21 protein-coding genes and 2 pseudogenes are annotated in these 26,719 nt (G+C 41.1%); 19 read left to right on the forward strand and 4 right to left on the reverse strand.

Annotated elements, in window-relative coordinates:
- The 6 genes and pseudogenes from ACMHKH_RS08180 to folD all read left to right on the forward strand — a co-directional run.
- Positions 1 to 585, forward strand: a pseudogene (locus ACMHKH_RS08180) (hypothetical protein); the annotation flags it as partial.
- Positions 586 to 1,711: 1,126 nt separating this feature from the next.
- Entirely contained in the window at positions 1,712 to 2,866 is a 1,155-nt protein-coding gene (locus ACMHKH_RS08185) for a glycosyltransferase family 4 protein (protein ID WP_413520150.1), read from the forward strand.
- 177 nt (positions 2,867 to 3,043) lie between these two features.
- A pseudogene (locus ACMHKH_RS08190) lies at positions 3,044 to 3,637 on the forward strand (sugar transferase); the annotation flags it as partial.
- Positions 3,611 to 3,976, forward strand: coding sequence for a capsule assembly Wzi family protein (locus ACMHKH_RS08195; RefSeq protein WP_413520204.1), 366 nt, complete (start codon positions 3,611 to 3,613; stop codon positions 3,974 to 3,976). The pseudogene ACMHKH_RS08190 and the gene ACMHKH_RS08195, both read left to right, overlap by 27 nt.
- 53 nt (positions 3,977 to 4,029) lie before the next feature.
- Entirely contained in the window at positions 4,030 to 4,368 is a 339-nt protein-coding gene (locus ACMHKH_RS08200) for a capsule assembly Wzi family protein (protein ID WP_413520205.1), read from the forward strand.
- 248 nt (positions 4,369 to 4,616) lie between these two features.
- A complete protein-coding gene (gene folD, locus ACMHKH_RS08205; RefSeq protein ID WP_413520151.1) occupies positions 4,617 to 5,495 on the forward strand; it encodes a bifunctional methylenetetrahydrofolate dehydrogenase/methenyltetrahydrofolate cyclohydrolase FolD in 879 nt (292 codons plus the stop codon).
- 81 nt (positions 5,496 to 5,576) lie between these two features.
- Here the strand turns inward: folD and corA are convergent, their stop codons facing one another.
- On the reverse strand, positions 5,577 to 6,791 hold the full coding sequence (gene corA, locus ACMHKH_RS08210; RefSeq protein ID WP_413520152.1) for a magnesium/cobalt transporter CorA: 1,215 nt from the start codon (positions 6,789 to 6,791) through the stop codon (positions 5,577 to 5,579).
- A gap of 60 nt (positions 6,792 to 6,851) precedes the next feature.
- Entirely contained in the window at positions 6,852 to 7,241 is a 390-nt protein-coding gene (locus ACMHKH_RS08215; RefSeq protein ID WP_413520153.1) for a DUF2237 family protein, read from the reverse strand.
- Positions 7,242 to 7,754: 513 nt separating this feature from the next.
- Here ACMHKH_RS08215 and ACMHKH_RS08220 point away from each other — a divergent pair.
- The 13 genes from ACMHKH_RS08220 to ACMHKH_RS08280 all read left to right on the forward strand — a co-directional run bounded on the left by ACMHKH_RS08220 (position 7,755) and on the right by ACMHKH_RS08280 (position 24,297).
- On the forward strand, positions 7,755 to 9,062 hold the full coding sequence (locus ACMHKH_RS08220; protein ID WP_413520154.1) for an ATP phosphoribosyltransferase regulatory subunit: 1,308 nt from the start codon (positions 7,755 to 7,757) through the stop codon (positions 9,060 to 9,062).
- Between the two features lie 183 nt (positions 9,063 to 9,245).
- Positions 9,246 to 10,535 carry an adenylosuccinate synthase gene (locus ACMHKH_RS08225; protein WP_413520155.1) on the forward strand — a complete coding sequence of 430 codons (1,290 nt, stop codon included), beginning with the start codon at positions 9,246 to 9,248 and terminating at the stop codon, positions 10,533 to 10,535.
- Positions 10,536 to 10,817: 282 nt separating this feature from the next.
- Positions 10,818 to 11,234, forward strand: coding sequence for a lysozyme inhibitor LprI family protein (locus ACMHKH_RS08230; protein WP_413520156.1), 417 nt, complete (start codon positions 10,818 to 10,820; stop codon positions 11,232 to 11,234).
- A gap of 304 nt (positions 11,235 to 11,538) precedes the next feature.
- Positions 11,539 to 11,970, forward strand: coding sequence for a nucleoside-diphosphate kinase (gene ndk, locus ACMHKH_RS08235; RefSeq protein ID WP_413520157.1), 432 nt, complete (start codon positions 11,539 to 11,541; stop codon positions 11,968 to 11,970).
- A gap of 321 nt (positions 11,971 to 12,291) precedes the next feature.
- Complete coding sequence (gene rlmN / locus ACMHKH_RS08240; RefSeq protein ID WP_413520158.1) at positions 12,292 to 13,533, forward strand: 23S rRNA (adenine(2503)-C(2))-methyltransferase RlmN; 1,242 nt, start codon at positions 12,292 to 12,294, stop codon at positions 13,531 to 13,533.
- 224 nt (positions 13,534 to 13,757) lie between these two features.
- Positions 13,758 to 14,702, forward strand: coding sequence for a type IV pilus biogenesis/stability protein PilW (gene pilW, locus ACMHKH_RS08245; RefSeq protein WP_413520159.1), 945 nt, complete (start codon positions 13,758 to 13,760; stop codon positions 14,700 to 14,702).
- Positions 14,699 to 15,514: a helix-turn-helix domain-containing protein gene (locus tag ACMHKH_RS08250; protein ID WP_413520160.1), complete on the forward strand. Its 816-nt coding sequence runs from the start codon at positions 14,699 to 14,701 to the stop codon at positions 15,512 to 15,514. The genes pilW and ACMHKH_RS08250 overlap by 4 nt, the downstream gene beginning before the upstream one ends.
- Before the next feature lie 107 nt (positions 15,515 to 15,621).
- Positions 15,622 to 16,737, forward strand: a complete 1,116-nt coding sequence (ispG, locus tag ACMHKH_RS08255; RefSeq protein WP_413520161.1) for a flavodoxin-dependent (E)-4-hydroxy-3-methylbut-2-enyl-diphosphate synthase — start codon at positions 15,622 to 15,624, stop codon at positions 16,735 to 16,737.
- Positions 16,738 to 16,801: 64 nt separating this feature from the next.
- Positions 16,802 to 18,106 carry a histidine--tRNA ligase gene (gene hisS / locus ACMHKH_RS08260; RefSeq protein WP_413520162.1) on the forward strand — a complete coding sequence of 435 codons (1,305 nt, stop codon included), beginning with the start codon at positions 16,802 to 16,804 and terminating at the stop codon, positions 18,104 to 18,106.
- A gap of 50 nt (positions 18,107 to 18,156) precedes the next feature.
- Positions 18,157 to 18,945: a YfgM family protein gene (locus ACMHKH_RS08265; RefSeq protein ID WP_413520163.1), complete on the forward strand. Its 789-nt coding sequence runs from the start codon at positions 18,157 to 18,159 to the stop codon at positions 18,943 to 18,945.
- A 171-nt stretch (positions 18,946 to 19,116) separates the two neighbouring features.
- Positions 19,117 to 20,325 (forward strand): outer membrane protein assembly factor BamB, encoded by a 1,209-nt coding sequence (gene bamB / locus ACMHKH_RS08270; protein ID WP_413520206.1) that lies wholly within the window; start codon positions 19,117 to 19,119, stop codon positions 20,323 to 20,325.
- A 379-nt stretch (positions 20,326 to 20,704) separates the two neighbouring features.
- The gene (gene der, locus ACMHKH_RS08275; protein ID WP_413520164.1) at positions 20,705 to 22,126 is read left to right on the forward strand and encodes a ribosome biogenesis GTPase Der; all 1,422 of its coding nucleotides are present in this window, start codon (positions 20,705 to 20,707) and stop codon (positions 22,124 to 22,126) included.
- Positions 22,127 to 22,440: 314 nt separating this feature from the next.
- Entirely contained in the window at positions 22,441 to 24,297 is a 1,857-nt protein-coding gene (locus ACMHKH_RS08280; protein WP_413520165.1) for a sensor histidine kinase, read from the forward strand.
- 97 nt (positions 24,298 to 24,394) lie between these two features.
- On the opposite strand, the gene ACMHKH_RS08285 is transcribed toward ACMHKH_RS08280, so the two are convergent.
- Positions 24,395 to 25,561, reverse strand: a complete 1,167-nt coding sequence (locus tag ACMHKH_RS08285; RefSeq protein WP_413520166.1) for a D-alanyl-D-alanine carboxypeptidase family protein — start codon at positions 25,559 to 25,561, stop codon at positions 24,395 to 24,397.
- Positions 25,562 to 26,062: 501 nt separating this feature from the next.
- Positions 26,063 to 26,497 carry an MCR_0457 family protein gene (locus ACMHKH_RS08290; RefSeq protein ID WP_413520167.1) on the reverse strand — a complete coding sequence of 145 codons (435 nt, stop codon included), beginning with the start codon at positions 26,495 to 26,497 and terminating at the stop codon, positions 26,063 to 26,065.
- Positions 26,498 to 26,719: the final 222 nt, after the last annotated feature.

The raw sequence follows: 26,719 nt of genomic DNA on the forward strand, positions 1-26,719 counted from the left end.
ATTAAATTCCAAAACTTTTTTATTTTAGCTCCTATAGTTCTGATGTATTTTATATTCAATGTGGCTAGAAAAGGTATGGGATTAGCCAAAGCGGTAACAATTAGTCTGATTAGCCTTGCAGGATTGCTTCTGTCTGCTCCTATAGCTATTCCTCAAATCAATTATTTTAGGGCAGCTATGTTTGTAGAAGATGGAGGGAAAGTAGAAGAGATTAGTCTTATTTCTGGAGCAGGAGAGTTCGTCGTTGAAGGGATAACATCAGGCTTTTACTTCTTATCTAAACCTTTTATATGGGAGGCTAGCGGCTTCTTACCTCTGATTCAGTCATTTGAAAATATATTTGTATTATCAATTCTGTATCTAATCACACGTCAAGCTTTAATCAATAAACCTGACAAACTTGCCTTTTGGCTATTGTTTATGGCTTTATCGATGTCTGTATATGGCTTAGTCGTTTTTAACTATGGAACAGCCGTCCGTTATAGATATCCATTCGTTATAATATATGTGTTGTTCGTATGTGCCGACTGTGAGATCCGCACATTATTTCTAAGTAAGAAAGAATTTTATAAAGTAAGTTTATAAATTTATACATGCTATTAAATCTCTAGAGATTAACTTGGAATTTTTTAGTTAAATAGCCCGATGGTAAGATCGAACTATATCTGTATTGATATATTCTTAACAGGGAGCCGTTAAATTTATGATGTTTTATGAGCTTATGACACTCATTGTTGCAGTAGTGACTCCCTTTTCCAGAATGAGTCATTAGGTCTCTCACTTTTAATTATGTAGCTTACAAGCTCTTCATTATATATTTTTTAACGGCCACTAAATATAACCTACCCTCTGTCTTCCAGAGATAGGTGATGTTGCCTACCCAAGCATTATTAGTACGATTAGCATTAAACTTCACTCATAGCAAGTTTGGATAAAACACCTTATTATGCTTGGAATTGCTGATGACCTTAAAAATTTTATGGCAACGGCGTTTGATGTCGTACTCTTTTTTAATTCGTCTGACCATGTATTTACTGATGGTATATCCTTGCTTTGCAAGGTCAGCATGCACTTGCTAAATGCCATAGTACTGTGCGCTACTTTGACGATTAATTCGCTTTGATTACGATATATTTTCTGGTTATCTTCGATAAAAGCGTATTTCATCAACCATCACTGCCCATACAGCCATTCGATTTGTGATAATAAAACAGTCTGTTAGGCTATTTTAGTGACATTTTTCATTCGCGAAGTACTTTGTTGCCTCATCGAGCATTGATCTCATTTGTTTCAGGGTAAAGCAGTGCTTCGCTTTATCTCTCCTCATTTAATGTCTATTTTTCCTTTTCAGCTATTTTGAATTGCTGCTTAATCTGTTTTATTTATCCAAGAGCTGCTATAAGTTCAGGCTCATATGGTTCAGAGCTTTCCGTTATTATCTGCAATTTTCTTGATTAAACTACTATTTACCAAGCGTAGCTATACTTCTTTTTAGCATATTTCAAACAAAATTCAACATTACCTATCCAAAATATAAATATGAACATTATTTGTGATTTTCTATTGTAATTAGTAGCAACATTACTTATAGTAATGATTATATTCTATTAAGTGAATATATGATTTATGCTAAATTTTAGTTCGCTAGTACTGACAATAATACTCACTGCTGTTCTATGTACTAAACTTAAAAAATCAAGGTGATGAAATTATGCCTAAGATAAAAAAGTTTTTAATATTTGCTAACTATCTGCCTCATGTATTAAATTTTAGAGGCAAGCTTTTAGAGTCAATTGCCCAATTAGGGTATGAGATACATGTCGTTTCTCCTGCTTTAAGTGATCATGCTGCAGATTATAAAAAGCTTATAAGTCTTGGATACTATGTTCATCAAATTGTGATGCAGAAAACTGGCACTAATCCTGTAATAGATATGAAGACACTTGTTCATAGCTATAAGATATTAAATAGAATCAAACCGGACTATGTACTTTCTTACACAATAAAGCCTGTCATATATGGAACGCTAGCAGCGTGGCTTGCTAAAGTACCACATCGTTTTGTGCTTATCTCAGGCTTGGGCTATACCTTTCAGCAAGTAGAAGAAGCAAACAAGCGTAGCATTTTTCAAAAACTTGTACACAGTCTTTATCAACAAGCATTAGCAAAGTCTACTAAGGTATTTTTTCAAAATCCGGATGATTTAAATTTATTTAAAAGACTAAATATAATTCAGCCAATGATTACAGCAGTAGTGGTAAACGGCTCAGGGGTTGATGTGCATGATTTCAATGTATTGCCATTACCTAGAGAAGAGTCAGGTGACATCAAACCCTCTTTTCTATTGATTGCTAGATTGCTCAAAGATAAGGGAATAGTGGAATATGTCGAAGCAGCCAAACAAATAAAGAAAGATTACGCTAATGCTGAATTTCATCTAGTGGGCTGGATAGATGAAAATCCAGCAGCCATTGAGCAGATACAGCTAGATCAATGGATAGCGAATGGTGACATCACCTATTGGGGTAAGCTCAATGACGTTCGTCCTGCTATAGCGGCCAGTTCAGTATATGTATTGCCGTCTTATCGCGAGGGTACTTCACGTTCTGTGTTAGAAGCTATGTCAATGGGAAGGGCTATTATTACGACAGACGCTCCTGGATGCAGAGAGCCAGTTATTTCTGGTAAAAATGGTTATCTAGTGACCGTCAAAGCAGTTGATGAGCTAACAGATGCTATGCGTCAGTTTATAGAGCATTCGAATCTTTATGAAGAAATGGGTTTAGCTTCTAGGAGTATAGCGGTAGAAAAGTATGATGTTAGAAAGGTAAACGCTCATATGATAGCGGAAATGGGCTTAGATTAAATTTTTATATCGAAACAGATTTAAGAAGCGTCATTTTAAAAAATACAAAACCTAGTTGTTCTTTATCTTGGGAAATACCTCGTCTTATATATTCGTTTATAAGAATTTATATATTTATAAAAACGTATGTAATGGCTTTGGGATATATCGTGAACTGCTCTATATAGGAGGTTTAAAATGCTTAAGAGAATCTTCGACGTGAGTATTGCTCTAATGGCCTTAATTTTACTATTGCCTATTTATATTTTGGTAGCATACAGAGTTAGGAAGAATTTTGGAGCGCCTGTGCTATTTCGTCAAGCTCGGTCTGGTCTTAATGGTGAAGTATTTGAAATTCTTAAGTTTCGTACAATGAGTGATGATAAAGACTCTCAAGGTAATTTATTACCTGATGAGCATAGGCTTACAGATTTTGGTAAGCAACTTCGAGCTAGTAGTCTCGATGAGTTGCCTCAATTATGGAATGTACTCAGGGGTGATATGAGTATAGTAGGTCCGCGTCCTCAGCTTATGGAGTATTTGCCGTTATATAATACAGAACAATTTCGAAGGCACTTAGTTCGTCCCGGGATTACTGGTTACGCTCAAATCAATGGCCGTAATAATATCAGTTGGGAAAAGCGCTTTGAACTTGATGTTTGGTACGTTGATAATCGGTCAATGTGGTTATATATTAAAATATTGTTTAAAACGGTGAAACTAGTTATCGCAAAGCATGGTATTTGTGCGGAGGGAGAAGCTACAATGAGTCGATTTATAGGTAATAAACAACAAGGTCATAGAGTTGTAAACGCTAATATTAGAAAAGGTCTGTCAGGGTGCCAATCTCTCAATAGACACTTTTCAGAGCGTGATACTAATATTTATTTTGATATTAAATATAACGAAGCGACTAATAGCGTTAAGGCAGCTGATGATCCAGAAAATCAAATTGGTGGTTTTGGTGTGCGTTTAAGTTTAGCGCCATTGGTGAGTGTTCCTGTGGGTATTTATGATCAATATATGTGTAAAGATCAAGCAGGTAGCTTGCCAGCTAAAGATATGTATTTGGCGGGTGTTGATGATTATGCGTCTGCTGCCCACGGTCAGCCTTATAAGCTGTATGCGTAGTATACGGACACTCGCTCTACTGGCGAAGTAAAAGTATCTCTCATAACCATAGCATCTATAGCGACAGCTATTATCAGCAAGGTTTTCCATTAGGCTATGCTCTAGGCGGTGATGCGGAGAGCATCGCGGTTGGCGGTTGCTTATGGCTTGATAACCGTAACTTCATTAACGCCAAAGTACAGCATGCCAAAGTCAGTCAATTGGATGAAGCTATTAATCAGGCATTTCCAACGACTGATAAGCTGACAGGTATCGGCGTGGCTTGGGAGCATCAATACAATTTAAAGAAGCTGATATATAGTAGGCTTTGGGTAATAGATTTAGATATCAAGTCAAGTGATATTGGCGCGGCAGTTGGTATACAGTTTCATACTTATTACATGTTTGCTTAACCAGTATACGAAAGTCTTTCAATACAAAAAGTCAGTCTATTGGATGCTAATAGACCGACTTTTTTATGGCTATATTATTGGCTTTTAATTAATGCATTTTAATAGTGTGCTAGAATTTTTTAGCATGGAGAGGTACAATAGTACGCCTAATTAATAGTTGAAAAAACTGACCAAGCATAAGACAAGTGTGCAAAAACATTGCAGGCGCTGTCTTTAATTTTTTTATCGCACCCTCTATTGGAGTTACTATGTCTATTGCGTCAACTGCCCAAGGATCTGCTACCGTTTTGGACGGTAAAGCACTTGCTAAACAAATAGAACAGCAACTGAGTACGCGTGTAGACGCTATTAAAGCTAAGACAGGACGTACCCCAAGCCTAGCGACGATATTGGTCGGTGACGATCCTGCTTCTGCGACGTATGTACGTATGAAAGGCAATACTTGTAAGCGTGTCGGCATGGATTCTATTCGGGTTGAGATGCCAAGTACGACGACGACTGAAGAGCTTATAGCAAAGATTGATGAGCTTAATAGTAATCCAGATGTCCATGGTATTTTGCTACAGCATCCAGTACCTGCGCATATTGATGAGCGTGCTTGCTTTGAGCAGATTGACTTGGCAAAAGACGTTGATGGTGTAACTTGTCTTGGTTTTGGTCGTATGGCAATGCAGCAGTCCGCTTACGGCTCATGTACCCCGCAAGGTATTATGCATTTACTAGAGCACCATAATATCGAGCTGGCAGGTTTGGAGGCTGTGGTAGTTGGGCGTAGTGCTATCTTGGGTAAGCCAATGGCGATGATGCTATTAAATGCTAACTGTACAGTGACGATTTGCCATTCAAGAACGCAAGATTTAGAATCTCATATTAAGCGCGCTGATATCGTCGTTGGGGCAGTCGGTGTGCCTGAGCTAATTAAAGCAGAGTGGATTAAAGAAGGCGCTGTTGTCATCGATGCCGGTTTTCATCCGACTGAGAATGGCGGCGTTGGCGATATCGAGCTGCAAGGCGTAGGAAATATTGCCAGTGCTTATACGCCTGTACCAGGTGGCGTTGGACCAATGACCATTAATACCCTTATCCGTCAAACCGTTGATGCGGCTGAAAAATCTGCTGGTTTATAAGATATTATAATTAATAAAAAAGGGCTGTCATACGTATATGGCAGTCCTTTTTTATATCTGATTTTTGTATAAAAGACTATTTTATAACCAACCCAAACGCTTAAAGTTAAAGTATAGATAACTGCATAGCGAGCCGATAACAAGCATAATGACAAGGTAAGAATATTGCCAATGAAGCTCAGGCATAAAGTCAAAGTTCATCCCGTAGATACCTGCAATCGCCGTCGGCACCGCTAAAATACCTGCCCAAGCCGCAAGTTTACGAACTACCTCATTCTGTCCCATATTAACCATCGCCAGATAAGTATTCATCACCACACTTAGCATCTCGTTTAAACCGTTAATCGCATCTAATGAATGCAGTAAATGGTCGTTAACGTCGCGGAAGTAAGGCTTAGCAGCATGAGAGAACGGCGAGATTAAATCGCTTTTATTATGATTTATAAAGTAGCTACAGATATCTTGAACCGGTAAAATAACGGCGCGCATATGTACCAATTGCGATTTTAATTCATATAAGTTTCTAAGCGTTTCTTTATTAAACTCATAAGTAAAGATGTTACGTTCTTGCTCACGTAGATAACTGCCTAAACGATCGGTAATCGGCATATAGTTATCGACGATAAAATCGAGAATAGCATGCAAAACAAAGATTGGACCCATACGTAATTTTTCTGGGCGACGGTGGCAGTGCTCGCGTACTGGGGTATAAGAGTTGGACGGACCATTGCGAATGGTAATCAGATAATTTTTACCCATAAATATCGCCGTGGTGCCATAGCGAATAATATTGTCTTCAAGCTTGGCCGTACGAAGTACCACAAATATCATATCATTATCATAGTTCTCGACCTTGGCGCGTTGATGATCGGCAAACGCATCCTCAATCGCCAATTCGTGTAGCTCAAACGCATCTCTGACCTTTACCATGGTCTCTAAACTTGGGTCGTATAGCCCAAGCCAGATAAATTGACCGCTATTGCTTAATGCGCGGCTAACATCATTCAGCCCCACCTTATTGGTTTTTTCACCAGTTTTACGTGAGTAAGCATAGCAATTGACCACCTCTTCATCACTTAATAAATCAATATCCTCATAACGCTCAGAGTCGGGATCATACACGGTCATTATCTCTATGGTATCTTCGACCGTTGCGTCTGCATCACCATAGATATAGCTGTCATAATTGTCTAAATAGGAAGGCTCGTCTCTGATGGCGGCATCAATAAGACTGACATTAGACTCAGGTGTGATACGTGTTGTCGTTTTGACAATCAGGTCGTCATCGTTATTCATACCTGCTCCTTTTGTCTAAATGAAAATAAATGTAAGAGTAGCTTGTACAACTGATATAAATTACAGCGCAAAGCGTTTTAAGGTGTCGATATCGACCAAGCTCAATAAGCTTTCATGACAAGCTTCGAGTTTGATTTGTGGCGCCATACCTAAATCGAGGGCTTCGACCCAACGTAGCGCACAAATACACCAGTAGTCACCAGGTTGGAGACCGACAAAGCCGTACTCAGGCAACGGCGTAATCAAATCGTTACCGCGACTGGCTGAAAAGTTTAAAAATTCACTCGTCATTTTGGCGCAAACGGTATGTTGACCAACATCGTGGTTGCCGGTATGACAAAAGCCATTGCGATAGTAACCGGTAAGCGGATCAAAACAGCAGCTGGCAAGCGCTGTACCAAGGACGTTGCTTTGGTTGTTGACCGGATTTGGGTGATAATCAGAGGACATAAGACTTCCAAAATAAAAATATAGGCTAGTGTAACATGAGTGGGTATTTAAGACGTTAATCAACGTCAGATAGCGATATATGATTGTAAAAAAAGTATGATTGTTAAATAAAGCGTTGGGTAGTACTATCATATTTTTCTATAAAAATGCCGCTTATATAGTGTTAAATTAGTCCATTATAGAAGCGCTTTTGGGATTGCTTTGATAAACTAGATGACGATTGTACTTAATTGTCACTAGGCGAAGCTTGGCTGCTATGCTAAACTAAAGCATAAAGTGCCTTGATTATTTATCATAATTTTTTAGCGCATAAAGATACTCGTCTTATCGTACTAACTTATATTATTGCTCACCCTTTTGCGGTTACCTAGTTTGCTTATCAATAATTGGGTCAGTGATGTTGCGCGTTAAAAATAAAAATCGCCTGACATCCCTGCAATTGGAAATATAACCTTTAAGTACCGCATCTTTACCGCGCTCTTTGGTAAGCGATACGCCAAACAAGGATTTATTGTGTCTGCCAGTTCTGATTCTGCAAAACCTGCTCTGCCAAATTCTATCACGCAAGCGGCTACTCAGCCCGCTGATAACACCGCCGCACCCAACCGTTTACCTTATCTTAGTAATCTCGCCAGCGATGTTGCCAATAGCTGGCTGCTGCCTGATGGGGTAGTCGATGTGTTGTTTGAAGATGCTCACAAGCAAGAAGTGCTTAGACATCAATTGACCCAGCAGCTGATTACACATGGCTACCAGTTAGTCTCTCCACCGATGATTGAGTTTACTGAATCTCTATTAAGCGGTGCCTCAGAGGATCTAAAGCGTCAAACCTTTAAGATTATCGATCAGCTAAGCGGTCGCTTGATGGGGATACGTGCCGATATTACGCCGCAGATTCTTCGCATCGATGCACACCATGGCGGTGATGGCATCGCGCGTTATTGCTATGCAGGCGATGTCATTCATACTTTGCCGTCAGGGCTTTTTGGCTCACGGACGCCGCTGCAATTAGGCGCTGAGATTTTTGGTTGTGAGTCCATTGCTGCTGATATCGAGTTGATAGATGTGCTATTCAGTATGGTTAATAGCCTAGATATGAGCGCAGCATTGCACGTTGATTTGGGTCATGTGGCGATATTTAAACGCTTAGCAGCGCTAGCGGCATTATCCGATAGTGATACTGAGCAATTGATGCAGCTTTATGCCAATAAAAACTTGCCAGAACTGAAGCAAATTTGCCAAGTATTACCGATGGGTAGTGATTTTTATACCTTGGCACGCTTTGGCCATGACATTAGCCATCTGCTCGAAAAACTATCAGATAATGCGAAGCAAGATAGCCAAATCGTTACTGCTATCGATGAGCTGCAACGTCTAAAAACGCATTTACAAGACCAGTGGCAATGTCCGGTCAGTATTGATGTGACTGAATTGTCAGGATACCATTATCATACTGGCATCGTTTTTAACGGTTATATCAATAGTGAGAGTCAGCCGCTAGTACGTGGCGGGCGCTTTGATGGTATGAAGAGCGGTAATCAATTAGCGAGTAACCAGCCGCGTCAAGCGACAGGCTTTAGTATGGATGTCAGCCGTTTGCTCGCACATACTCAGCTTGATGCGCCTATTGTTGTACTGGTCGATTATGACGCTTTTATTAACTTGGACAGTGAACAGCTGCAGCTATTACTACAGCAAGTGGCTAGCTTACGTCAGCAGGGCTATCGCGTGACTATGCCATTAAGTTTGGAAGATCGCCCGGCTAATATGACACATCGCTTAAGCTTTATAGATAGTCAGTGGCAGCTACAGGCAGTTTAACTTTAAAAAAATTATGTTTATAAGCGCTTTAAATAAACGCACTTACTATAAAAAGATATTTTGTTATTAAGTCGCTAAAGATATACAGTTATCAAAGAATCGTTTTTAGTATTACTTTCGTTTTGATAGATAGTTTTAAACTATTATTGTACACACCTCAATATATTAAGGTAAGGATTCATCATGGGTAAGAATGTCGTAGTTTTAGGTAGCCAATGGGGCGATGAAGGTAAAGGTAAAATCGTCGATTTACTAACCGAAAAAGCCTCAGCAGTTGCACGCTTCCAAGGCGGACATAACGCTGGACATACGTTAGTTGTTGATGGTAAAACTACCGTCTTACATCTAATCCCATCTGGTATTCTACGTGAAGGCGTCACTTGCTTCATCGGTAATGGCGTGGTACTCGCACCTGATGCACTACTTAAAGAGATGAAAGGTTTAGAGGATAATGGCGTCCCAGTTCGTGAGCGCTTACGTATCTCTCCAAACTGCCCACTTATCATGCCGTATCATGTTGCACTTGATCAAGCACGTGAAGCCAAGCGCGGTAGCGGTAAGATTGGTACTACTGGTCGTGGTATTGGACCAGCTTATGAAGACAAGGTAGCACGTCGTGCCATTAAGCTTGCTGACTTATTCCGTGATGATTTAGAAGAAAAGCTGCATAACTTAATCGAATATCATAACTTTCAATTGACTCAGTATTATAAAGTTGAAGCGATTGATTTTGATGAAACGCTTCAGCTTTGTAAAGAGTGGAAAGAAGAAATCAGAGGCATGGTTACTGATGTAACCGAAGAGCTCGATCAATTGCGCCGTGCTGGTAAAAACCTCATGTTTGAAGGTGCACAAGGTACCTTGCTTGATATCGATCACGGTACTTATCCGTTTGTGACCAGCTCAAGCGTAACCGCTGGTGGCGTATCTACTGGTACGGGTATTGGTCCGTTATATTTAGATTATGTCCTTGGTATCACGAAAGCTTATACCACGCGTGTTGGTAGTGGTCCGTTCCCAACGGAATTATTTGATGATGTTGGCGCGCATTTAGCCAAAGTTGGTCATGAGTTTGGTGCAACAACAGGGCGCGCGCGTCGCTGTGGTTGGTTCGATGCCGCTGGTTTACGCCGTGCAGTCGTATTAAACTCGCTAACCGGTATCTGCTTGACCAAGCTTGACGTTCTAGATGGTCTAGAAGAGCTGCTCATCGGTGTTGGTTATGAGTTGCCAGAAACTGAATGTGCTGGCGCGCATGATGCTGAATTTTACGAATCAGTCACGCCAATCTATGAGACATTAAAAGGTTGGAGCGAATCTACCGTTGGTATCACCAATTATGATGATTTGCCTGAAAATGCTAAAAAATACATCAAACGTATCGAAGCGTTGATTGATTGTCCTATCGATATTATCTCAACGGGTCCTGACCGTGATGAGACTATCGTTTTACGTGACCCGTATGATGCTTAATTATTGAAAAATTAATTAGCAACACTTAATGCTAACCTCCATTGTTTAAAGGCAATGGAGGTTTTTTATGAGAATTTTTTGAAAATATCCATAAAATATGACCGCTTCTTAATTACATAAATTCAAGATAGGCGCTTTAAAAAAAGGTTAAGCTGATAGGGATAAAGTGTAGTGAGATTACTGTCTTTATTAAATAGCATTTAATAAGTGAACAAGCAGTATTGTACAAGTAGTAGGGTAAGAAGGATTTTGCTAATCGTTAAATAACAAGAGGGATCTACTATGAAAACGAATATCGTTAATCGTACTATTGGTAAAACGTTTCTAGGAATAGTGACGTCGGCAGCTTTTATGTTTCCTATTCTCTCTTGGGGTGCACAAAACTGTGATAAACCCGTTAATGACTTTGATGGATTATATTGTCTAACCAAGGTATATCTAGAAGCCGATAAAGAGCTCAATAATTCTTATACCAAGTTAAACAAAGTCTTAAATAGTACGCAAAAATCCAAACTTAAACGTGGACAACTGGCGTGGATACGCGAGCGTAATGACCAGTGTAGTTATAATAATAATGAAGGTTTTTTTGTTAATATGGGCTGTGCGACTCGGGTGACAACTGCGCGAGTGAACTTCTTAAATGATCGTGTTCGAGAATGTAGCGCTGGTAGTTGTCGCGACAGTCGATTGGGAGAGTAATTATCAGATCGTACATCTGTAAAAGCCATTACGATATAACTGATATTGCCTTTATAGCCTAAGCTTTAAAATCATCCTGTTTAAAAATGGATGATTTTAAAGCTTTTTTAAACCTTGCTTTTCTGAGCAGTTAGCGTAATTAACCCTATCATTTACAGTTTCAATCATTATAATAGGCAGCAATCATTCGTTGGACACGGTATCTTCGTATTGTGTATCCGTATTGGACATGCATAAATACCTCAAGTCAGCGCGGTGATAACATAAACTATTTAATCCCTCACTTATGTATTAGGAGCTTTTCATGGCTAACGAACGTACTTTATCTATCATCAAACCTGACGCAGTAGCTGGCAATAACATTGGCGCTATCTATGACCGTTTTGAAAAATCAGGTTTAAAAATTGTTGCAGCTAAAATGATGCAACTTGATGATAAAAAAGCGGGCGGTTTCTACGCTGAGCATGCTGAACGTCCATTTTATAATGACCTAGTGTCATTTATGACGTCAGGTCCAGTATTGGTATCAGTACTAGAAGGCGAAAACGCTATCGCTAAGCATCGTGATATCATGGGCGCTACTAACCCAAAAGACGCAGCTGAAGGCACTATCCGTGCTGATTTTGCTAGCAGCATTGACGAAAATGCCGTTCATGGTTCAGATTCAGCTGAGTCAGCGGCACGTGAAATTAGCTATTTCTTCAACGAAGAAGAAGTGTGTGTACGTACGCGTTAGTTAATAGCAGTTTTTATTAGCAGCCGCTATTATAAACAATAGCGCTGATTAATAATTAGTGTAGCTAGACGGCTTATATCTTTTGGTATAAGCCGTTTTAGCTATTATAATAGTCTGACTATGTATTGAAATTTTAATTATTCTCCCTCATTATTGGTTTTACTTAGCGTTATCAATCCCTTATCAGTATGTTGTTATCAGCTTATGATAAGAAATGCGCTCATAACGGATTGCTCATGCACTCATATATTGGGTATGTCTAGCAAGCCCATCTCAACAATTGCAGCACTTATATCAGCGCCTGCAAAAAGGTTAATTATTATGTCGAATGTCCAAACCCCTATTCAAACTGACGTCCAACATTTCCCAGCTAAGACTACTAAAAGTATAAAGTTAGTAGATGAGGCGCAGGTGAAAACCAATCTACTAGGTATGACACAAGCGCAATTGGCGGATTACTTTAAGAGTATCGGCGAAAAGCCGTTTCGCTCGACGCAAGTCATTAAGTGGATATATCAGCAGGGTGTGACTGACTTTGAGCAAATGACCAATTTGAGTAAGTCATTACGTGATAAGTTGTCTGCCAATGCCTGTGTTATTCCGCCAAAGGTTCTTCATCGTCAATATAGTGAAGATGGTACGCGTAAATGGGTGTTTGAAGTGACTGGAGGCTCATTGGTTGAGACGGTATTAATTCCGGCAGATGACAGCAAGTTAAATGGTCGTAAAACCTTATGTATCTCATCGCAAGTTGGCTGTGCGCTAGACTGTAGTTTCTGTAGTACCGGTAAGCAGGGCTTTGAGCGTGATCTAACAGCAGCTGAAATTCTCGGACAATTATGGGTGGCAAACGCCTCTTATATGACCGATGAAAATGATAGCTTAGATAACGTTGATCATAGTTTATGGGAAAACAATGTTACTAACGTGGTTATGATGGGTATGGGCGAGCCATTATTAAACTATCGTCCTGTAGTTAGCTCGATGGAGTTGATGCTCAGTGACCATGCCTATGGTTTATCAAAGCGCCGCGTTACCTTGTCAACGTCAGGTGTGGTGCCAAAAATGTATGAGTTGGCACAAGAGCTTGATGTTGCTTTAGCCATTTCATTGCACGCGCCAAACGACGAGCTGCGCAACGAGCTAGTCCCTATTAATAAAAAATACCCATTAGAGCAATTGATGGCAGCAGCGAGAAATTACGTTTTTGACGTAAACCCACGCCATAAAAAACACGTGACGATTGAATATGTGATGTTAGATGGTGTCAATGATAGCAATGAGCACGCTGATCAACTAGTGACTTTGTTAGGTGACTTACCGAGTAAGATTAACCTGATACCGTTTAACCCGTTCCCGCATGCAGACTATGATAAGTCGAGTAATAATCGCATTCATGCCTTTAGCAATATACTAAGTGAAGCAGGCTTTGTTTGTACTATTCGTCAAACGCGGGGCGATGATATTGACGCCGCTTGCGGGCAATTGGTTGGTCAAGTTGCAGATAGAACTCGTCGCTCAGCCGCTTGGCAGCAAAGTATTAAAGACCGTGAAAATAGTTGATTAGTTCATTTTAGGTAGGTGTTTTATTTAATTGAGTGACATATTTCAATAAAACACTTAACTGTCTTTTTTGCATCATAACGGTAATAAAATGTAGCCGCCAATGTTAACGCTAAGGGAACAAGACAATTAATGACAACTAAATTGTACTTATGGAGGTTAAATCTATTAAACTGATGCCTCGATGATCGAACGCATTGAATCACAGTTTTATGATGGTAGCCATGATGACTTCTAAAAATTCTTGTCAGTTCAAATATCAAACACCTTTTTCTCCTGCGATAAAGCGCTTAATGCCTACGGTCTTTTATGGTAATAAGCAGCGTGCTTACGTTGCAGGCGTTTTAAGTACGCTATTGTTTTCTGGATTCTTGGTTGGCTGTCAAAGTACGCCGACCAATGATTTAATCAATGGCACCCCTTATCAAACTTCAACGCAACCTAATGATAATCGTAAATTGGATCAGCAAGAAATTGCTCGCGTTCGGACGACACTTGCTGCACAATATATTCGCAAAAATGAGCTTGATGCGGCGCAAAGACAGCTTGAAAAAGCCTTTGCTGCCGATAGCCGTCATGCGCCTGCCTATGATATGATGGGCGTTTTGTTGCAACAAGAAGGCAGCCGCCTGAATCTTGAAAAAGCCGATCAATTTTTCAAAAAGGCCATTGCACTCGATAAAGATTTTAATCAAGCGCACAATAATTATGGCGTATATCTGTCACAGATGAAGCGGTATAAAGAAGCCGCTGAGCAGCTTGAAATTGCCGGTGCCGCCCTTGGCTACGAAGGTCGTATTGGGGCACTAGAGAACTTAGGTCGTACCTATCTTCAGCTCAATGACCATCCTGCTGCGGCAAAGGCTTTTTTACGTGCGCTAGAGGGCAATCGAAATAGTATTATTGCTCATATCGAGCTGGTTGATTTATTACTTGAGCAGCAGCGCATCGATCAGGCACAAAGGCTCTATGATGAGACCTTGGTGTTGGTAGAAGGGCAGGGCGTTAGTCCGCGCTTGCTACTACAAGGTATTAAATTGGCGGCAGCGCAAAAGAACATCAAAACACGCCAACAATTGGCACAGCAACTTTTATCGGCTTATCCATTAAGCGATGAAGCAAAACAACTAAAGACTTGGCTTAACAATCCAGAGGCACCATGGAAATGACCACCCCATCACACAACACCCACTCTAACGCTCAGGGATCATTTGGTGCCATGTTGCAGCAAGCCCGCAAAGTTAAGCAAGTAAGCTTAGAAGATGCGGCAAGTGAATTGTTTATTTTGAAACGTCATCTGCAAGCATTAGAAAATGAAGACTTTGCCGTGCTACCACAAGCAGCGTTCGCCCGTGGATTTGCGATCAATTATGCCAAATACCTAGGTCTTGATCCCGTTAGAATAGCTAGTAGCTTTGATGCCGCCTATCCAAACGAGCTAAAATCGCGTACGGCGGGTAACATTCAGTCGCCTCTGCGCCCTATGGGCACTTTGCAGCGTGATACTCATAACCGCATTCGCTTCAATCCGCTGCTTATTGCTGCGGTTATCGGTGTCATTATTTTAGCAATTTTTCTATTCCGTATGGTCAGTAATGCCAGTAAAGAGAACACTGAGCAGCCAGTATCGACTGCCGAAGATATCTCAGCGGTAGAGCAAGCACAAGGCGCGGCTATTAATGCAGATGTCACAGGCGTTAGCGCTTCAGGTTCAGCGCTAAACTTAGGCGGTGATAATGTTGCTACCGCTACTTTGGATGTTAAGCTGACAGATGCCGCTGTTGTTACGATTAGCGATGCAACGGGTAGTAGCTTAATCACAGGTTCACAGAATGCAGGTGATTATCAATTATCAGGTACGCCACCTTTTAACGTGCAAATTGATAACATCAATAACGTGAGTTTGATGCTCAATCAAAAAGCGGTGGCTTTAAACAGTTACGCAAAGGGCAATCAAGCCAGTTTTGAGTTAGCACCTTAGTTGATAGTATTAGTATATTTTTAAAGCTTATACTATTACCTCTGTTTATCGTTTATATGGTTCTTCTTGTTATTACTGTATCTATGTTTCTATGAAGGGGTTTGTCTATGTCAGCGTCAGCACCTATTAACCGTCGTCTTACTAAGAAAATATATGTCGGTGATGTTGCGATCGGCGGCGATGCACCGATCAGTGTACAAAGTATGACCAATACCGATACCTGCGATGTGGCGGCGACCGTTGCCCAAATCGAGCGCTGTGTAGAAGCAGGCGCAGATTTGATGCGCGTATCGACCCCGACGATGGATACCGTTAAAGCGTTTGGTGAAATTCGTAAACTGGTCAGCGTACCCTTGATAGCGGATGTGCATTTTGACCACAAAATTGCTCTAGCCGTGGCGGCAGCGGGTGCAGATTGTCTACGTATTAATCCGGGCAATATCGGTAGTGACGCCAAGGTACGTGAAGTGGTTGCCTGTGCCAAGCACTACAATATTCCTATTCGTATCGGCGTTAATGCTGGGTCTTTAGAAAAAGATATTCAGCGTAAGTATAAAGAGCCAAATGGCGCAGCCATGCTTGAATCGGCAATGCGTCATATTGATATATTAGAGCGCCTAAATTTTGATCAATATAAAGTATCGGTCAAAGCCAGTAATGTATTTTTGACCATGGATGCGTATCGCCTGATTTCAGCGCAAATTGATAATCCATTGCATTTAGGCGTCACCGAAGCTGGTGTTTATCGTACCGGTTCGGTCAAATCTGCCATCGCCCTTGGTGGTTTATTATTGGACGGTATTGGTGATACGATTCGTATCTCCTTAGCTGCCGAGCCAGAAGAAGAGATTAAAATTGGTTTTGATATTTTAAAATCGCTTAATATTCGCTCTAATGGTGTCAACTTTATTGCTTGTCCAAGCTGCTCACGTCAAGAGTTTGATGTGATTAGAGTAATGACCGCGCTAGAATCACGTTTAGAAGACATTCGTGAGCCGATGAATTTATCAGTGATTGGCTGCAAAGTGAATGGTCCGGGTGAAGCGAAAGAAGCTGATATTGGTATCGTTGGTGCTGCTCCGAAATCTCTTGTTTATCGTATGGGCGAAAAAAGCCATCTGATCGATACGGATAATCTGGTAGATGAGATAGAAAGCATGGTACGTGCCCATGCAGAAGAATTGGCGAAAAAACGTGAAAACGAAATTATCCGTGTTAGATAGTAAAGCGTTTTATGAATAAAAAATATAAAGATAATAGTTAAAATTTAAAGGATACGACCGTACCATGATTAAAGCAATTAAAGGGTTTAATGATATTCTGCCTGCACAGTCTGCAAAATGGCTACATTTAGAGTCGATATTGGCTAATGTGCTGGGCAGATACGGTTATGAGCATATTCGTTTGCCTATCGTTGAGCAAACTGATTTGTTTGCGCGCGCGATCGGTGGTGCGACGGATATCGTTGAAAAAGAGATGTATAGTTTTACCGATAAATCTGATCCACCAACGCCTTTGACTTTGCGTCCAGAAGGTACAGCAGGGGCAGTACGAGCGGTAAATGAGCACAATCTATTACGTGGCGATACACCTAAACTTTGGTATATTGGTCCAATGTTCCGCTATGAGCGTCCACAAAAAGGGCGCTATCGTCAGTTTCATCAAATAGGTGTTGAGAGCTTTGGTAGTGCGTTACCAGACGCTGATGCTGAGCTGATTGCGATGACCCATTTGATGTGGCAAGAGTTGGGTCTAAAGGATGAGATGCGTCTGCAACTAAATAGTCTGGGCGAGATTGATGAGCGTCACGCTTATCGCGAAGCGTTGGTAAATTATCTCACTGATAAGCAAGAGCAGTTAGATGAGGATAGTAAGCGTCGCCTAACCACCAATCCGCTACGTATCTTAGACAGCAAAGAAGCCAGCACTCAAGCGCTATTAATCGATGCGCCGAAGCTTGCTGACTTTTTAGGCGAAGAAAGTGTAGCGCATTTTGAGCAAGTGCAGTCTTATTTAACAGAGCTTGGTATCACCTTTGAAATCAACCCGCACTTAGTACGTGGTCTTGATTACTATAACAAAACCGTTTTCGAATGGGTCACTGATAAACTTGGCAGTCAAGCGACTGTTTGTGCCGGTGGTCGTTATGATGGCTTGGTTGGACAGCTAAAATCTGCCGATACCCGTGATGATAAAGGGGATAATAAGCCAGTTAAATCTGAACCTGCGGTTGGCTTTGCCATGGGGCTTGAGCGTTTATTACTGCTTATGGAAGTCGTTGCGCCTATTGCTGATATGCCTGCTTGTGATGTCTTTGTGGTTGCGCATCCTGAGGTTTATAGTGCTGGCATTAGCTATGCGCAAACCTTGCGTTATAGCCGTCCAGATTTGCGCGTCAAAATGGCCAGTGCCACCAGCTTAAAATCCCAAATGAAAAAGGCAGATAAGTCAGGCGCAGCCTTGACCGTTATCATCGCTCAGCAAGAGATTGATGATAAAACCATTAGCATCAAGGATATGCAGACTGGCGAACAAAAAACAGCGGCGCAAGATTGGCTGTCAGATAAAGAGAATTTTTCGCGCCATAAATAGTGATGAGCGTAGCATTAGCACTTTAATATAAATTTATCAGGTAAAAGTATATGGCTCCGACCCCTAATTCGCCAAATGCAGATAACTCAATGCAAGCGTTAAAGCAGTATGGCAGCTATATTGTCACCGCGATTTTATTGGCGTTAGCCGCTTATTTTGGCTGGACTTATTGGCAGGATAATCATGCACGCGTCGATACTGTTGCAGCGGATCATTATGCCGATATTCAACGCCTTAATGAGGAAGTTAGCTTAGCGTCACAAAATCCAGATTTGGAAGCTGAAGCGAAGGCCTCGCTTGAGAAAAGCCGTACCCAATTAAATAAAGATATCGATAGCTTAGTCAGTACTCATGGTCAATCGGTCTATGCTTGGCAGGCTCTGATGATTAAAGCACGTCAGCAAGTCGATAGCGATGATTTTAAAGCAGCAGGCGGAACCTTTAAAAAAGCTTTAGCCATTGATTTAGGCGATGCAGGCTTAGAAGCTATTACTCGTTTGCGTTATGCGACAACACTGTTAGCCGCAGGCGATGATAAAGCTGCATTAGCAGAAGCCAGTCACAATATGCCAAGCTCGTTTGAAGCGAGCCAGCAAGAGCTGCTTGGTGATATCTACTTAGTACAAGACAATACAGACTCAGCGGTTAAATCCTACAATAATGCTTGGGAGCTGTTACGCGCCCGTCAAGAAACTCGTGCAGTATTGGCATTAAAAATGGAAAGCTTGGGTATCGTTGCTGAGCCTATCGCCGAGCAAACCAGCATTCTTCAAGAGTCTACGGCAACGGCGCCGCCAGTCGTGAGCGAAGAGTCAGTAGAAGCTGGTGCTGGTGCATAAAATTTGCACCTCCAACTGTAATGAATATTGCGATACTTAAACCCGTTCTACAAAAGAAGTAGCGCAGTCAGAATAATGATGATAACCAGCACTTATTTGCGCTAAGCTATTATTGTTTATTGACTGAATGCTAATTTATTAATGATTAATTTATTTGTAGTGAGACCTATGATGACTCAAGCTATTCGCTCTAACAAAACTATAAACGCCAAAACTATGCGCTCAACGGCGATGCACGTAGCTGTCATTGCAGTGATGACAACTGCGGTGATTGGGTGTAATCGAGGTATCAAACCAGTCGTCAATGACCCTGTAAAACTCGTACAAATTGCGCAGCCAATTAGTGTCTTGCAGCCTGTTTTTAGTACCGATGTCGGTAATAAAAACGTCAGTAAAAAGGATCCGCTTGATTTACAAGTTGGCTACGGCAATACGCAAATTGTCACGGCATCGCGCGGTGGTGATGTGGTCGGTTTTGATAAAGCCGGTCAGCGTTTATGGTCAGTGAATGTCGACGATCAAATCACAGGCGGTGTTGCCATAGATGAGCTTAGCCAAACAGCCATTATCAGCACACGAAGCGGTCTGGTCATGGCATTTGATAGCGCAACAGGTGCAAAGCGCTGGCAACAGCAGCTTAGCGGCTCAGTATTAACGCCAGCTCTTATCAGCAATAACCGTGTGATTTTGTCAGCCAATGATGGTTTTTTACATGGTTTGTCGCTACAAAATGGTCAGTCAGTTTGGCAGTTTGCCACCCAAGTACCTGCCATTAGTGTACGCGGTAGTGCCGCACCGACATTATTAGATGCCAAAACGGCATTACTTGCTACTGCCGATGGACGCTTGCATGCCATTACTGTCGATAATGGTCTACCATTATGGTCAAGACGCGTTGGCGTAGGGACAGGTAGCAGCGAAGTTGAGCGTATGAGTGATGTTGACGGTATGCCGACAGTAGATAACAATCAGTTATTTGCGATTAGCTATAGCGGTCAGCTGCTCGGTATTGATTTAGCATCACGCCAAGTGATGTTTGTGAATGAGCTTGCCAGCTTAAAAGCCCTGGCGGTCAACAATCAGCAAGTGGTTGCTACGAGCCTAGATGGTAAAGTGGTCGCTTACAATCGTACTAATGGTCAGGTTCTATGGGAAAGTGAAGAATTGGCCTATCGCCATTTAACCAATCCTGTGATGATTGGCAACTATATCGCCGTGGGTGACTTTGATGGAGTGGTGCATTTATTTGACCCAGCTACTGGTAAAATTGTTAGCCGTGTGCAGACCAAAGGCGCATTGACCAATTTGCAAGTGCAGGGCAGCCGCTTGATGACCCAAAGTACGTCAGGGCAAATTGCGATTTGGCAGCTCGCACGCTAATAGTACGCGTATAAAGAATTTATAGTGAATAGATTAAACGCTGCATGGTCAGCGTTTAATGCCTTGTAAAATCGCTTGTTTACATATTGGCTTTCGCGTACGCTATGCGACCGGTGCATTATCAGCGTTATCTCTATATAATAGCGATACGTAGTACTTATAAAAAGTATTCATATATGATTCAGTCACCTGAACATCATTTATTAATTGTCAGATAGCTGAGTATTTTTTGCTATCGTTTTAGTTTTATCATTCATTTAAATTTACGGTCAACGGCTGCTATTTTTTACTTTGTTATAACGGTAAATTAACGTTGTAAAAGAGATTTTATCTAAGCAGGCGTATTGTCCGTTATTGTGCCCTTCACTGAGAGTAACCCATGAGTATCAAGCCTGTGGTGGCCTTAATTGGTCGTCCAAACGTCGGTAAATCCACCTTATTTAATCAGTTCACTAAAAGTCGGCAGGCATTGGTTGCTGATTTGTCAGGATTGACTCGTGACCGTCAATACGGTGATGCAAGCTACGAAGACAAAGCTTTTATTGTCGTTGATACCGGTGGTATTGGTGAAGCGGACGATGGCAGAGGTGATATTGATGATTACATGTCTGAGCAGTCTTATACTGCCATTCATGAAGCCGATATTATTGTGTTTGTAGTCGATGCGCGCGCAGGTATGATTGGTGCTGACGCTGAGATTGGTAAATTTTTACACACACTAGGTAAGCCGGTTTATGTAGTAGCTAACAAAGTTGATGGCGTGCATGACTCGGCGCCTGCTGAATTTTATGCGTTAGGATTGGGCGAGCCGTATCCGATGGCGGCCAGTCACGGTCGCGGTGTCGGTAACCTACTTGAAGTATTGACCGCTGATATGCCTAGTCAAGAAAACGTGGTTGAGCCACAAGGCTTGAAACTTGCGATTATCGGTCGTCCGAACGTTGGGAAATCGACGCTGGTTAACCGTTTGCTTGGTGAAGATCGTGTCGTCGTTTTTGATATGCCGGGTACTACTCGTGATAGTATCTATATCCCGTATACGCGTGAAGGTAAAGATTACGTATTGATTGATACCGCTGGTGTTCGTCGCCGCGGTAAAATCGATGAAAAAGTTGAGAAATTCTCAGTTATCAAAACTTTACAAGCGATTGAAGACTCTAACGTAACTGTTATTGTTATTGATGCTCATGAAGGTATTGTTGATCAAGATTTGCATATGATTGGCTATGCACTAGACGCAGGTCGTGCGCTAGTGGTTGCGATTAATAAGTGGGATGGTTTAACTGCTGATCAAAAGAACTATATCAAGATCGAAATGGATCGCCGTTTTAACTTTATTCCTTATGTCAAAATCCATCAAATCTCAGCATTACATGGCACAGGCGTCGGTAATTTATATCCGTCTATCTTGCGTGCTTATCGCTCGTCTATGTTTGAGGTAACGCCCAATCGTTTGACACAGATTCTACAAGATGCTGTCGCTGCCAATCCACCGCCAACGGTTGCTGGCCGCCGTATCAAGCTACGCTATGCGCATATTGGTGGTCATAATCCACCTGTAATTGTGATTCATGGTAACCAAACGACGTCGCTACCAAAAAGCTATCAGCGTTATCTTGAGAATCAATTCCGTCAAGTATTTAAGCTTGAAGGTACACCGCTGAATGTCATCTTTAAACAAAATGATAATCCGTATGCCAATAAAAGCGACACCCCAACCAAAGCCAAAGCACAGCAGCTGCGTCAACGTGAACGTAATCGTACGCAAAAATTTACCACTAAAGAGAAAAAACCCCGTTAATTTTATCTAAAGCTGCTTATTTTTATGGGCTTTTAATAGATAAATTGTCTGGTTGATGTTTTTTAAAAGAAAACAATAATGCTGGGATAAGTTTTTCAAAGCTGCTAAGCGCATTGTGTTTAGCAAGTAAGTAAAATTTATCTCAGCATTAATTTTTAGCGGAAAGCGCTTCATTTTGAACGACTATCTTGAATGAATTCTCAAAATAGCAACATGAAGAGTTATTCTTCCATTATAAAAGTTGACGTTTCACTTACCACGCCTTTATATTACCTGTAATATAATCAGAAGTTGTCTTAACTCAGTTGAGTGATATGAACAACCGTCCTCCGCAAACGCTGTCCACGCTTATCTGGCAATCTATCTTACAGACCATCATTTTGGCTGTATCTGCAGGTCTTTTTGTGTCTTTTGTCTATGGCTTTGTGCAGTATTACAAAGAGACACGTCAACATATCCAAGAGATAGCCACCTTGCTGACCATCAGTGCATCGATAGCAGAAAATACCGATGTGGTTGATGAACAAATACAGTTTTTGTTAGAAAAAGAGCCAAGCATTGAGAGTATTTTATTTTATACTACCTCTCAGCCTGTCGTTGATGCCAATCAATTAAGATACGACTGGAAAAATGCCTTATTTGCCAATAGCATTAGCTTAAATTATCCCGTCGTTGGCGACCCTACCAATAAGATTCTCTCATCGAAAGAAGATACCTTGGTTGGTTATCTTAATGTCACTGTAGACATAGCGATGCTGCGTGAGGATTGGATCAAGAGCAATCTGCTGCTATGGCTAATGACGACGCTATTAGCGATTATTTGGGCATTATTTATCCTACGTAAGCTTAATTGGCCATCAAAAGACGTTGCTACTCTGTCCGCTGCTTGTGATATTGTGATCAAAAATCCAGAGCTTGAACGCTTGCCTATGATTCAGCAGCGTTTTGAGTTTCAGGAGTTGATACGAATTAATCAGGCTTTTATCACGATATTTGAGCGTTTGCAAGTCGCTAAGCAAGATTATCAAGCGCTGGCAGCTCTTGAGAAGCAACTGCATCACAAAGATTTGTCGCTTGATGTGCAGCTGCGTAACTTTCAAAGTATGATTACTCATGAGCTAAAAACTTCCCTAAATGCGATTGTCGGCGGTTTACAGCTACTAGATGATGAGCGTTTAAGTCATGAGCAAAAAGACGCGATCGATATTATCCATAATGGTAGTGACAAACTGGTCTTAACTTTAGATCAAATCATTCAGCTCAATCAAATTCAAAAAGGTCAAATCAGTTTACAAATACATGAATTTAATCCTCTGCAATTAATCGCTGATTTATTGGCAGATTTTGAGCCTATTGCTAAGCAAAAAGGCTTGGTACTAATCAGCCATATTCATCATATTGATTATGTCCTCGAAGGTGATGCGGCGAGGATAAAACAAATCTTATCGATACTTATTAATAATGCCATAAAGTTTACACCGACAGGGCAAGTGAGTATTACTTCGCAATTGACTCACTTCAATAATAGCAATCGTTGGCAAATTGGTGTGGCAGATACTGGTATCGGTATTGATAGCAGCTTTATCGACGATATTTTTAACCCGTTTTTTCAAGTGGATTCATCGAAAACCCGTCAATATGAAGGCTCAGGAATTGGTCTACCAGTGGTCAAACAAATGGCTCAGTTGATGGCTGCCAGCGTCGAAGTTGATAGCAGTCTAGGTGTCGGTACGAATTTTACAGTGACTATCCCTATGGCAAACCAGCGTCAATCGGAACAGCAGCAAGATTTACGTGGCTTAAAGCTCATCTATTACTACTATCATGAAAAAGGGTCATTGGTCGATGAGTTACAGCGTTTAGGCGCTGATGTTGTCTGCTATCAAAATGAGCAGGTAGTCGTCGATGAAATAAGTACCAAAAAATTCGATATATTGATGTTTGCAGAGGATGTGTTTTCAAGGAAAGCAGCGTTATTGGCGAGCCGTATTCGTGCCCTTGAGACAGAGTCTCGAACATTAATGGTATTTTGGTATCCACAGCAGCAAATACATGATTTAGCCAGCTTTGAGTTCGGTTTAAAAGTGGCGGGTGTAGACTATTGCGAAGTTGCCAAATATGAAGGTAAAGCGCTGAATGATTTATTAAAATATTGGCTAGGTTGGATTTGACAGTAGTTAGATATAAAAAAGACGCAGCTTATAAAAGTTACGTCTTTTTTTATATTTAACCCAATGGAAAACTTGTTTCAGAGCGTACTGATAAGGCTTAAAATAAGTTTTGTGTCCAGCGCGAAAAACGTTGCCAGATACGGCTCATAAAGCCTGATTGCTCGATATCACTAGTTGCAATCACAGGAACAGAAGCAACCGCTTTGCCATCTATCACAGCCATCATCTTGCCGATTTCTTGACCCTTTTTGATAGGCGCTTCTAAGCTTTCAGGAATATCAATCACCGTAGTGATTTTATTCTTTTGCGTTTTGGTGGTTAGAATCTGTAAATTATCGCCAGTCGCAAGCTCTACCTCTTTTGCTTCGCCAAACCAAACAGGCACTTTACTGACAAACTGCCCAGCAGGTGCTTGAGTGACCGTTGTAAAGTGACCAAAACCCCAGTTTAGCAACTCACGTGACTGATCTGCGCGTGCTTGCTGACTTTTAGTACCCATAATGACAGAGATCAGACGCATGTCTTCACGCTTGCTTGAAGCTGCCAAGCAATAGCCCGCCGCATCGGTATGTCCTGTCTTTAAACCATCGACTGTTGGATCAGTGGCGAGTAGAGCATTACGGTTACCTTGGGTAATACCGTTATATGTGAACTCTTTTTCTGAATAAATGCCGTAATAGTCACCGCTGTTTTTGATAATAGCGCGTGATAGCTTGGCCAAATCTAAAGCAGAGGCTTGATGACCTTCATCAGGCATACCGGTTGAGTTAACGAAATTAGTATTTTTCATACCAATTTTTTGTGCTTGCTCATTCATCAAAATAGCAAATGACGCTTCGCTACCTGCGATATGCTCAGCCATCGCCATTGAGGCATCGTTGCCCGATTGAATGATAATACCGCGTAGCATATCGATGACACTGGCGCTCTTATTTACCGGTACATACATGCACGACTGGCTACTACTGCCGCGGCACCAAGCATTTTGGCTCATTAATACTTGATCAGTTTCTTTGAGGTCGCCTGATGCTAAGCGCTGCTCAATGATGTAACTGGTCATCATTTTGGTCAAAGACGCTGGTGGTAGCGCTTGATTGGCGTTTTTTTGCGCCAAGATTTCACCAGTGTTATAGTCCATTAGTACATAAGCCGTATTTTCCATTTCAGGCGGCTGTATGGCGGCACTTGCCATCATTGCACTCATAGAAATACTGACGCCCACCACCAGCTGTACCAGCTGTTTTTTCACATGCTTTACTGTCATAGATTGTTACACCGCATCATAAAACCAAATGTATCTATCGCTGATATCTAATCTCACCTCTGTACATAGCCTTTGGCAGACTAGGATAAATCTAAAATGAAACCATGGATTTTGCAGAGTAGAGGAGACTTAACGACGGACATAAAATTAACGCCTTATCTTAGCAAAATGCCGCCCGATGGGGAAACGATAAATGCAATAAAATAAGGCGTTATTGAAAATAGGGTAGGCAGATTTATAAAAATTACCCATAAAAAAGCTTGCTGTTACCTCTGATAATCCAAGAGGATAACGGCAAGCTTTTTGTAATCAAAGGACTAAATAGATAATTGTCCAAAATTGCTTTAATACCATGCTTATTTAAACTATTTGCATAGGTTTAAAAAGATAAGCCAATAGATTATTGTCGTTAATTATAGCGGTCTTTATATATTTAATCTTTTTATACTGTTCAAAGCGGTGTGTTCATAAACAGCATCAATACGCTGCTACTGATTACTACTAGTATTGAGCGTCTGCTAAATCTTCACACAAAGCTTTGTTTTCTTGCTTAGAAAAACCCATTGTCCAGCTACGAATACCTTGCAATATTTGACGGTAATCCTGCTGAGTAGATAGGTATTGGATAGCCGCTTTTGGGTCTTCTAACGACGGCATCAACTCATGGAGCTGGACGTTATAAGACTTATAAAAACGCTGTTTTTGTTTACCGTTTAGCATCGATGGGCATATCTCTGACAGCACTTGCATCACGGCAATTTCATGCTTAGTAATATTAACGCCAGATAAATCTACAGGTATGGTTGTCGCAGAATTTGGCGCGGCGTTAGTCGCTTGCGACAGCATAGCAATAGAAGTTACCAGTGCTGCTAGTCCAACTTTTGAGGCACTTTTTGCCAGCACAGACGCTATAGATAATATCGATTGATTGTTCATTCAGTATCACACTCGCTTATCTTTATTTAATGGTGCTATGTTAATGGGTAAGAAAACAAAAGTCACATAAAATATTGGTTCATGTGTAGAGATATTGTGAGCTAAACACAGTCCTTAGCAACATAACCGTAGTATAAACTGCTAAGTTACCTCAACATAAAGCTATAAGCTCAAATTGTTGTAGGTTGTAGCCTACTGTAACCTCAGCGAAGCTTTTTCAGA

It is taken from the genome of Psychrobacter glacincola (assembly GCF_965118485.1).
In the GTDB taxonomy this organism is placed as follows: domain Bacteria; phylum Pseudomonadota; class Gammaproteobacteria; order Pseudomonadales; family Moraxellaceae; genus Psychrobacter; species Psychrobacter glacincola_D.

Excerpts from the sequence above, each read along its gene's own strand:
- ACMHKH_RS08185 (WP_413520150.1), top strand. The coding sequence starts at position 1,712 with ATGCCTAAGATAAAAAAGTTTTTAATATTTGCTAACTATCTGCCTCAT.
- ACMHKH_RS08195 (WP_413520204.1), top strand. The coding sequence starts at position 3,611 with ATGAGTCGATTTATAGGTAATAAACAACAAGGTCATAGAGTTGTAAAC.
- folD (WP_413520151.1), top strand. The coding sequence starts at position 4,617 with ATGTCTATTGCGTCAACTGCCCAAGGATCTGCTACCGTTTTGGACGGT.
- corA (WP_413520152.1), bottom strand. The coding sequence starts at position 6,791 with ATGAATAACGATGACGACCTGATTGTCAAAACGACAACACGTATCACA.
- ACMHKH_RS08215 (WP_413520153.1), bottom strand. The coding sequence starts at position 7,241 with ATGTCCTCTGATTATCACCCAAATCCGGTCAACAACCAAAGCAACGTC.
- ACMHKH_RS08225 (WP_413520155.1), top strand. The coding sequence starts at position 9,246 with ATGGGTAAGAATGTCGTAGTTTTAGGTAGCCAATGGGGCGATGAAGGT.
- ACMHKH_RS08230 (WP_413520156.1), top strand. The coding sequence starts at position 10,818 with ATGAAAACGAATATCGTTAATCGTACTATTGGTAAAACGTTTCTAGGA.
- ndk (WP_413520157.1), top strand. The coding sequence starts at position 11,539 with ATGGCTAACGAACGTACTTTATCTATCATCAAACCTGACGCAGTAGCT.
- rlmN (WP_413520158.1), top strand. The coding sequence starts at position 12,292 with ATGTCGAATGTCCAAACCCCTATTCAAACTGACGTCCAACATTTCCCA.
- pilW (WP_413520159.1), top strand. The coding sequence starts at position 13,758 with ATGATGACTTCTAAAAATTCTTGTCAGTTCAAATATCAAACACCTTTT.
- ACMHKH_RS08250 (WP_413520160.1), top strand. The coding sequence starts at position 14,699 with ATGACCACCCCATCACACAACACCCACTCTAACGCTCAGGGATCATTT.
- ispG (WP_413520161.1), top strand. The coding sequence starts at position 15,622 with ATGTCAGCGTCAGCACCTATTAACCGTCGTCTTACTAAGAAAATATAT.
- hisS (WP_413520162.1), top strand. The coding sequence starts at position 16,802 with ATGATTAAAGCAATTAAAGGGTTTAATGATATTCTGCCTGCACAGTCT.
- ACMHKH_RS08265 (WP_413520163.1), top strand. The coding sequence starts at position 18,157 with ATGGCTCCGACCCCTAATTCGCCAAATGCAGATAACTCAATGCAAGCG.
- bamB (WP_413520206.1), top strand. The coding sequence starts at position 19,117 with ATGACTCAAGCTATTCGCTCTAACAAAACTATAAACGCCAAAACTATG.
- der (WP_413520164.1), top strand. The coding sequence starts at position 20,705 with ATGAGTATCAAGCCTGTGGTGGCCTTAATTGGTCGTCCAAACGTCGGT.
- ACMHKH_RS08280 (WP_413520165.1), top strand. The coding sequence starts at position 22,441 with ATGAACAACCGTCCTCCGCAAACGCTGTCCACGCTTATCTGGCAATCT.
- ACMHKH_RS08285 (WP_413520166.1), bottom strand. The coding sequence starts at position 25,561 with ATGACAGTAAAGCATGTGAAAAAACAGCTGGTACAGCTGGTGGTGGGC.
- ACMHKH_RS08290 (WP_413520167.1), bottom strand. The coding sequence starts at position 26,497 with ATGAACAATCAATCGATATTATCTATAGCGTCTGTGCTGGCAAAAAGT.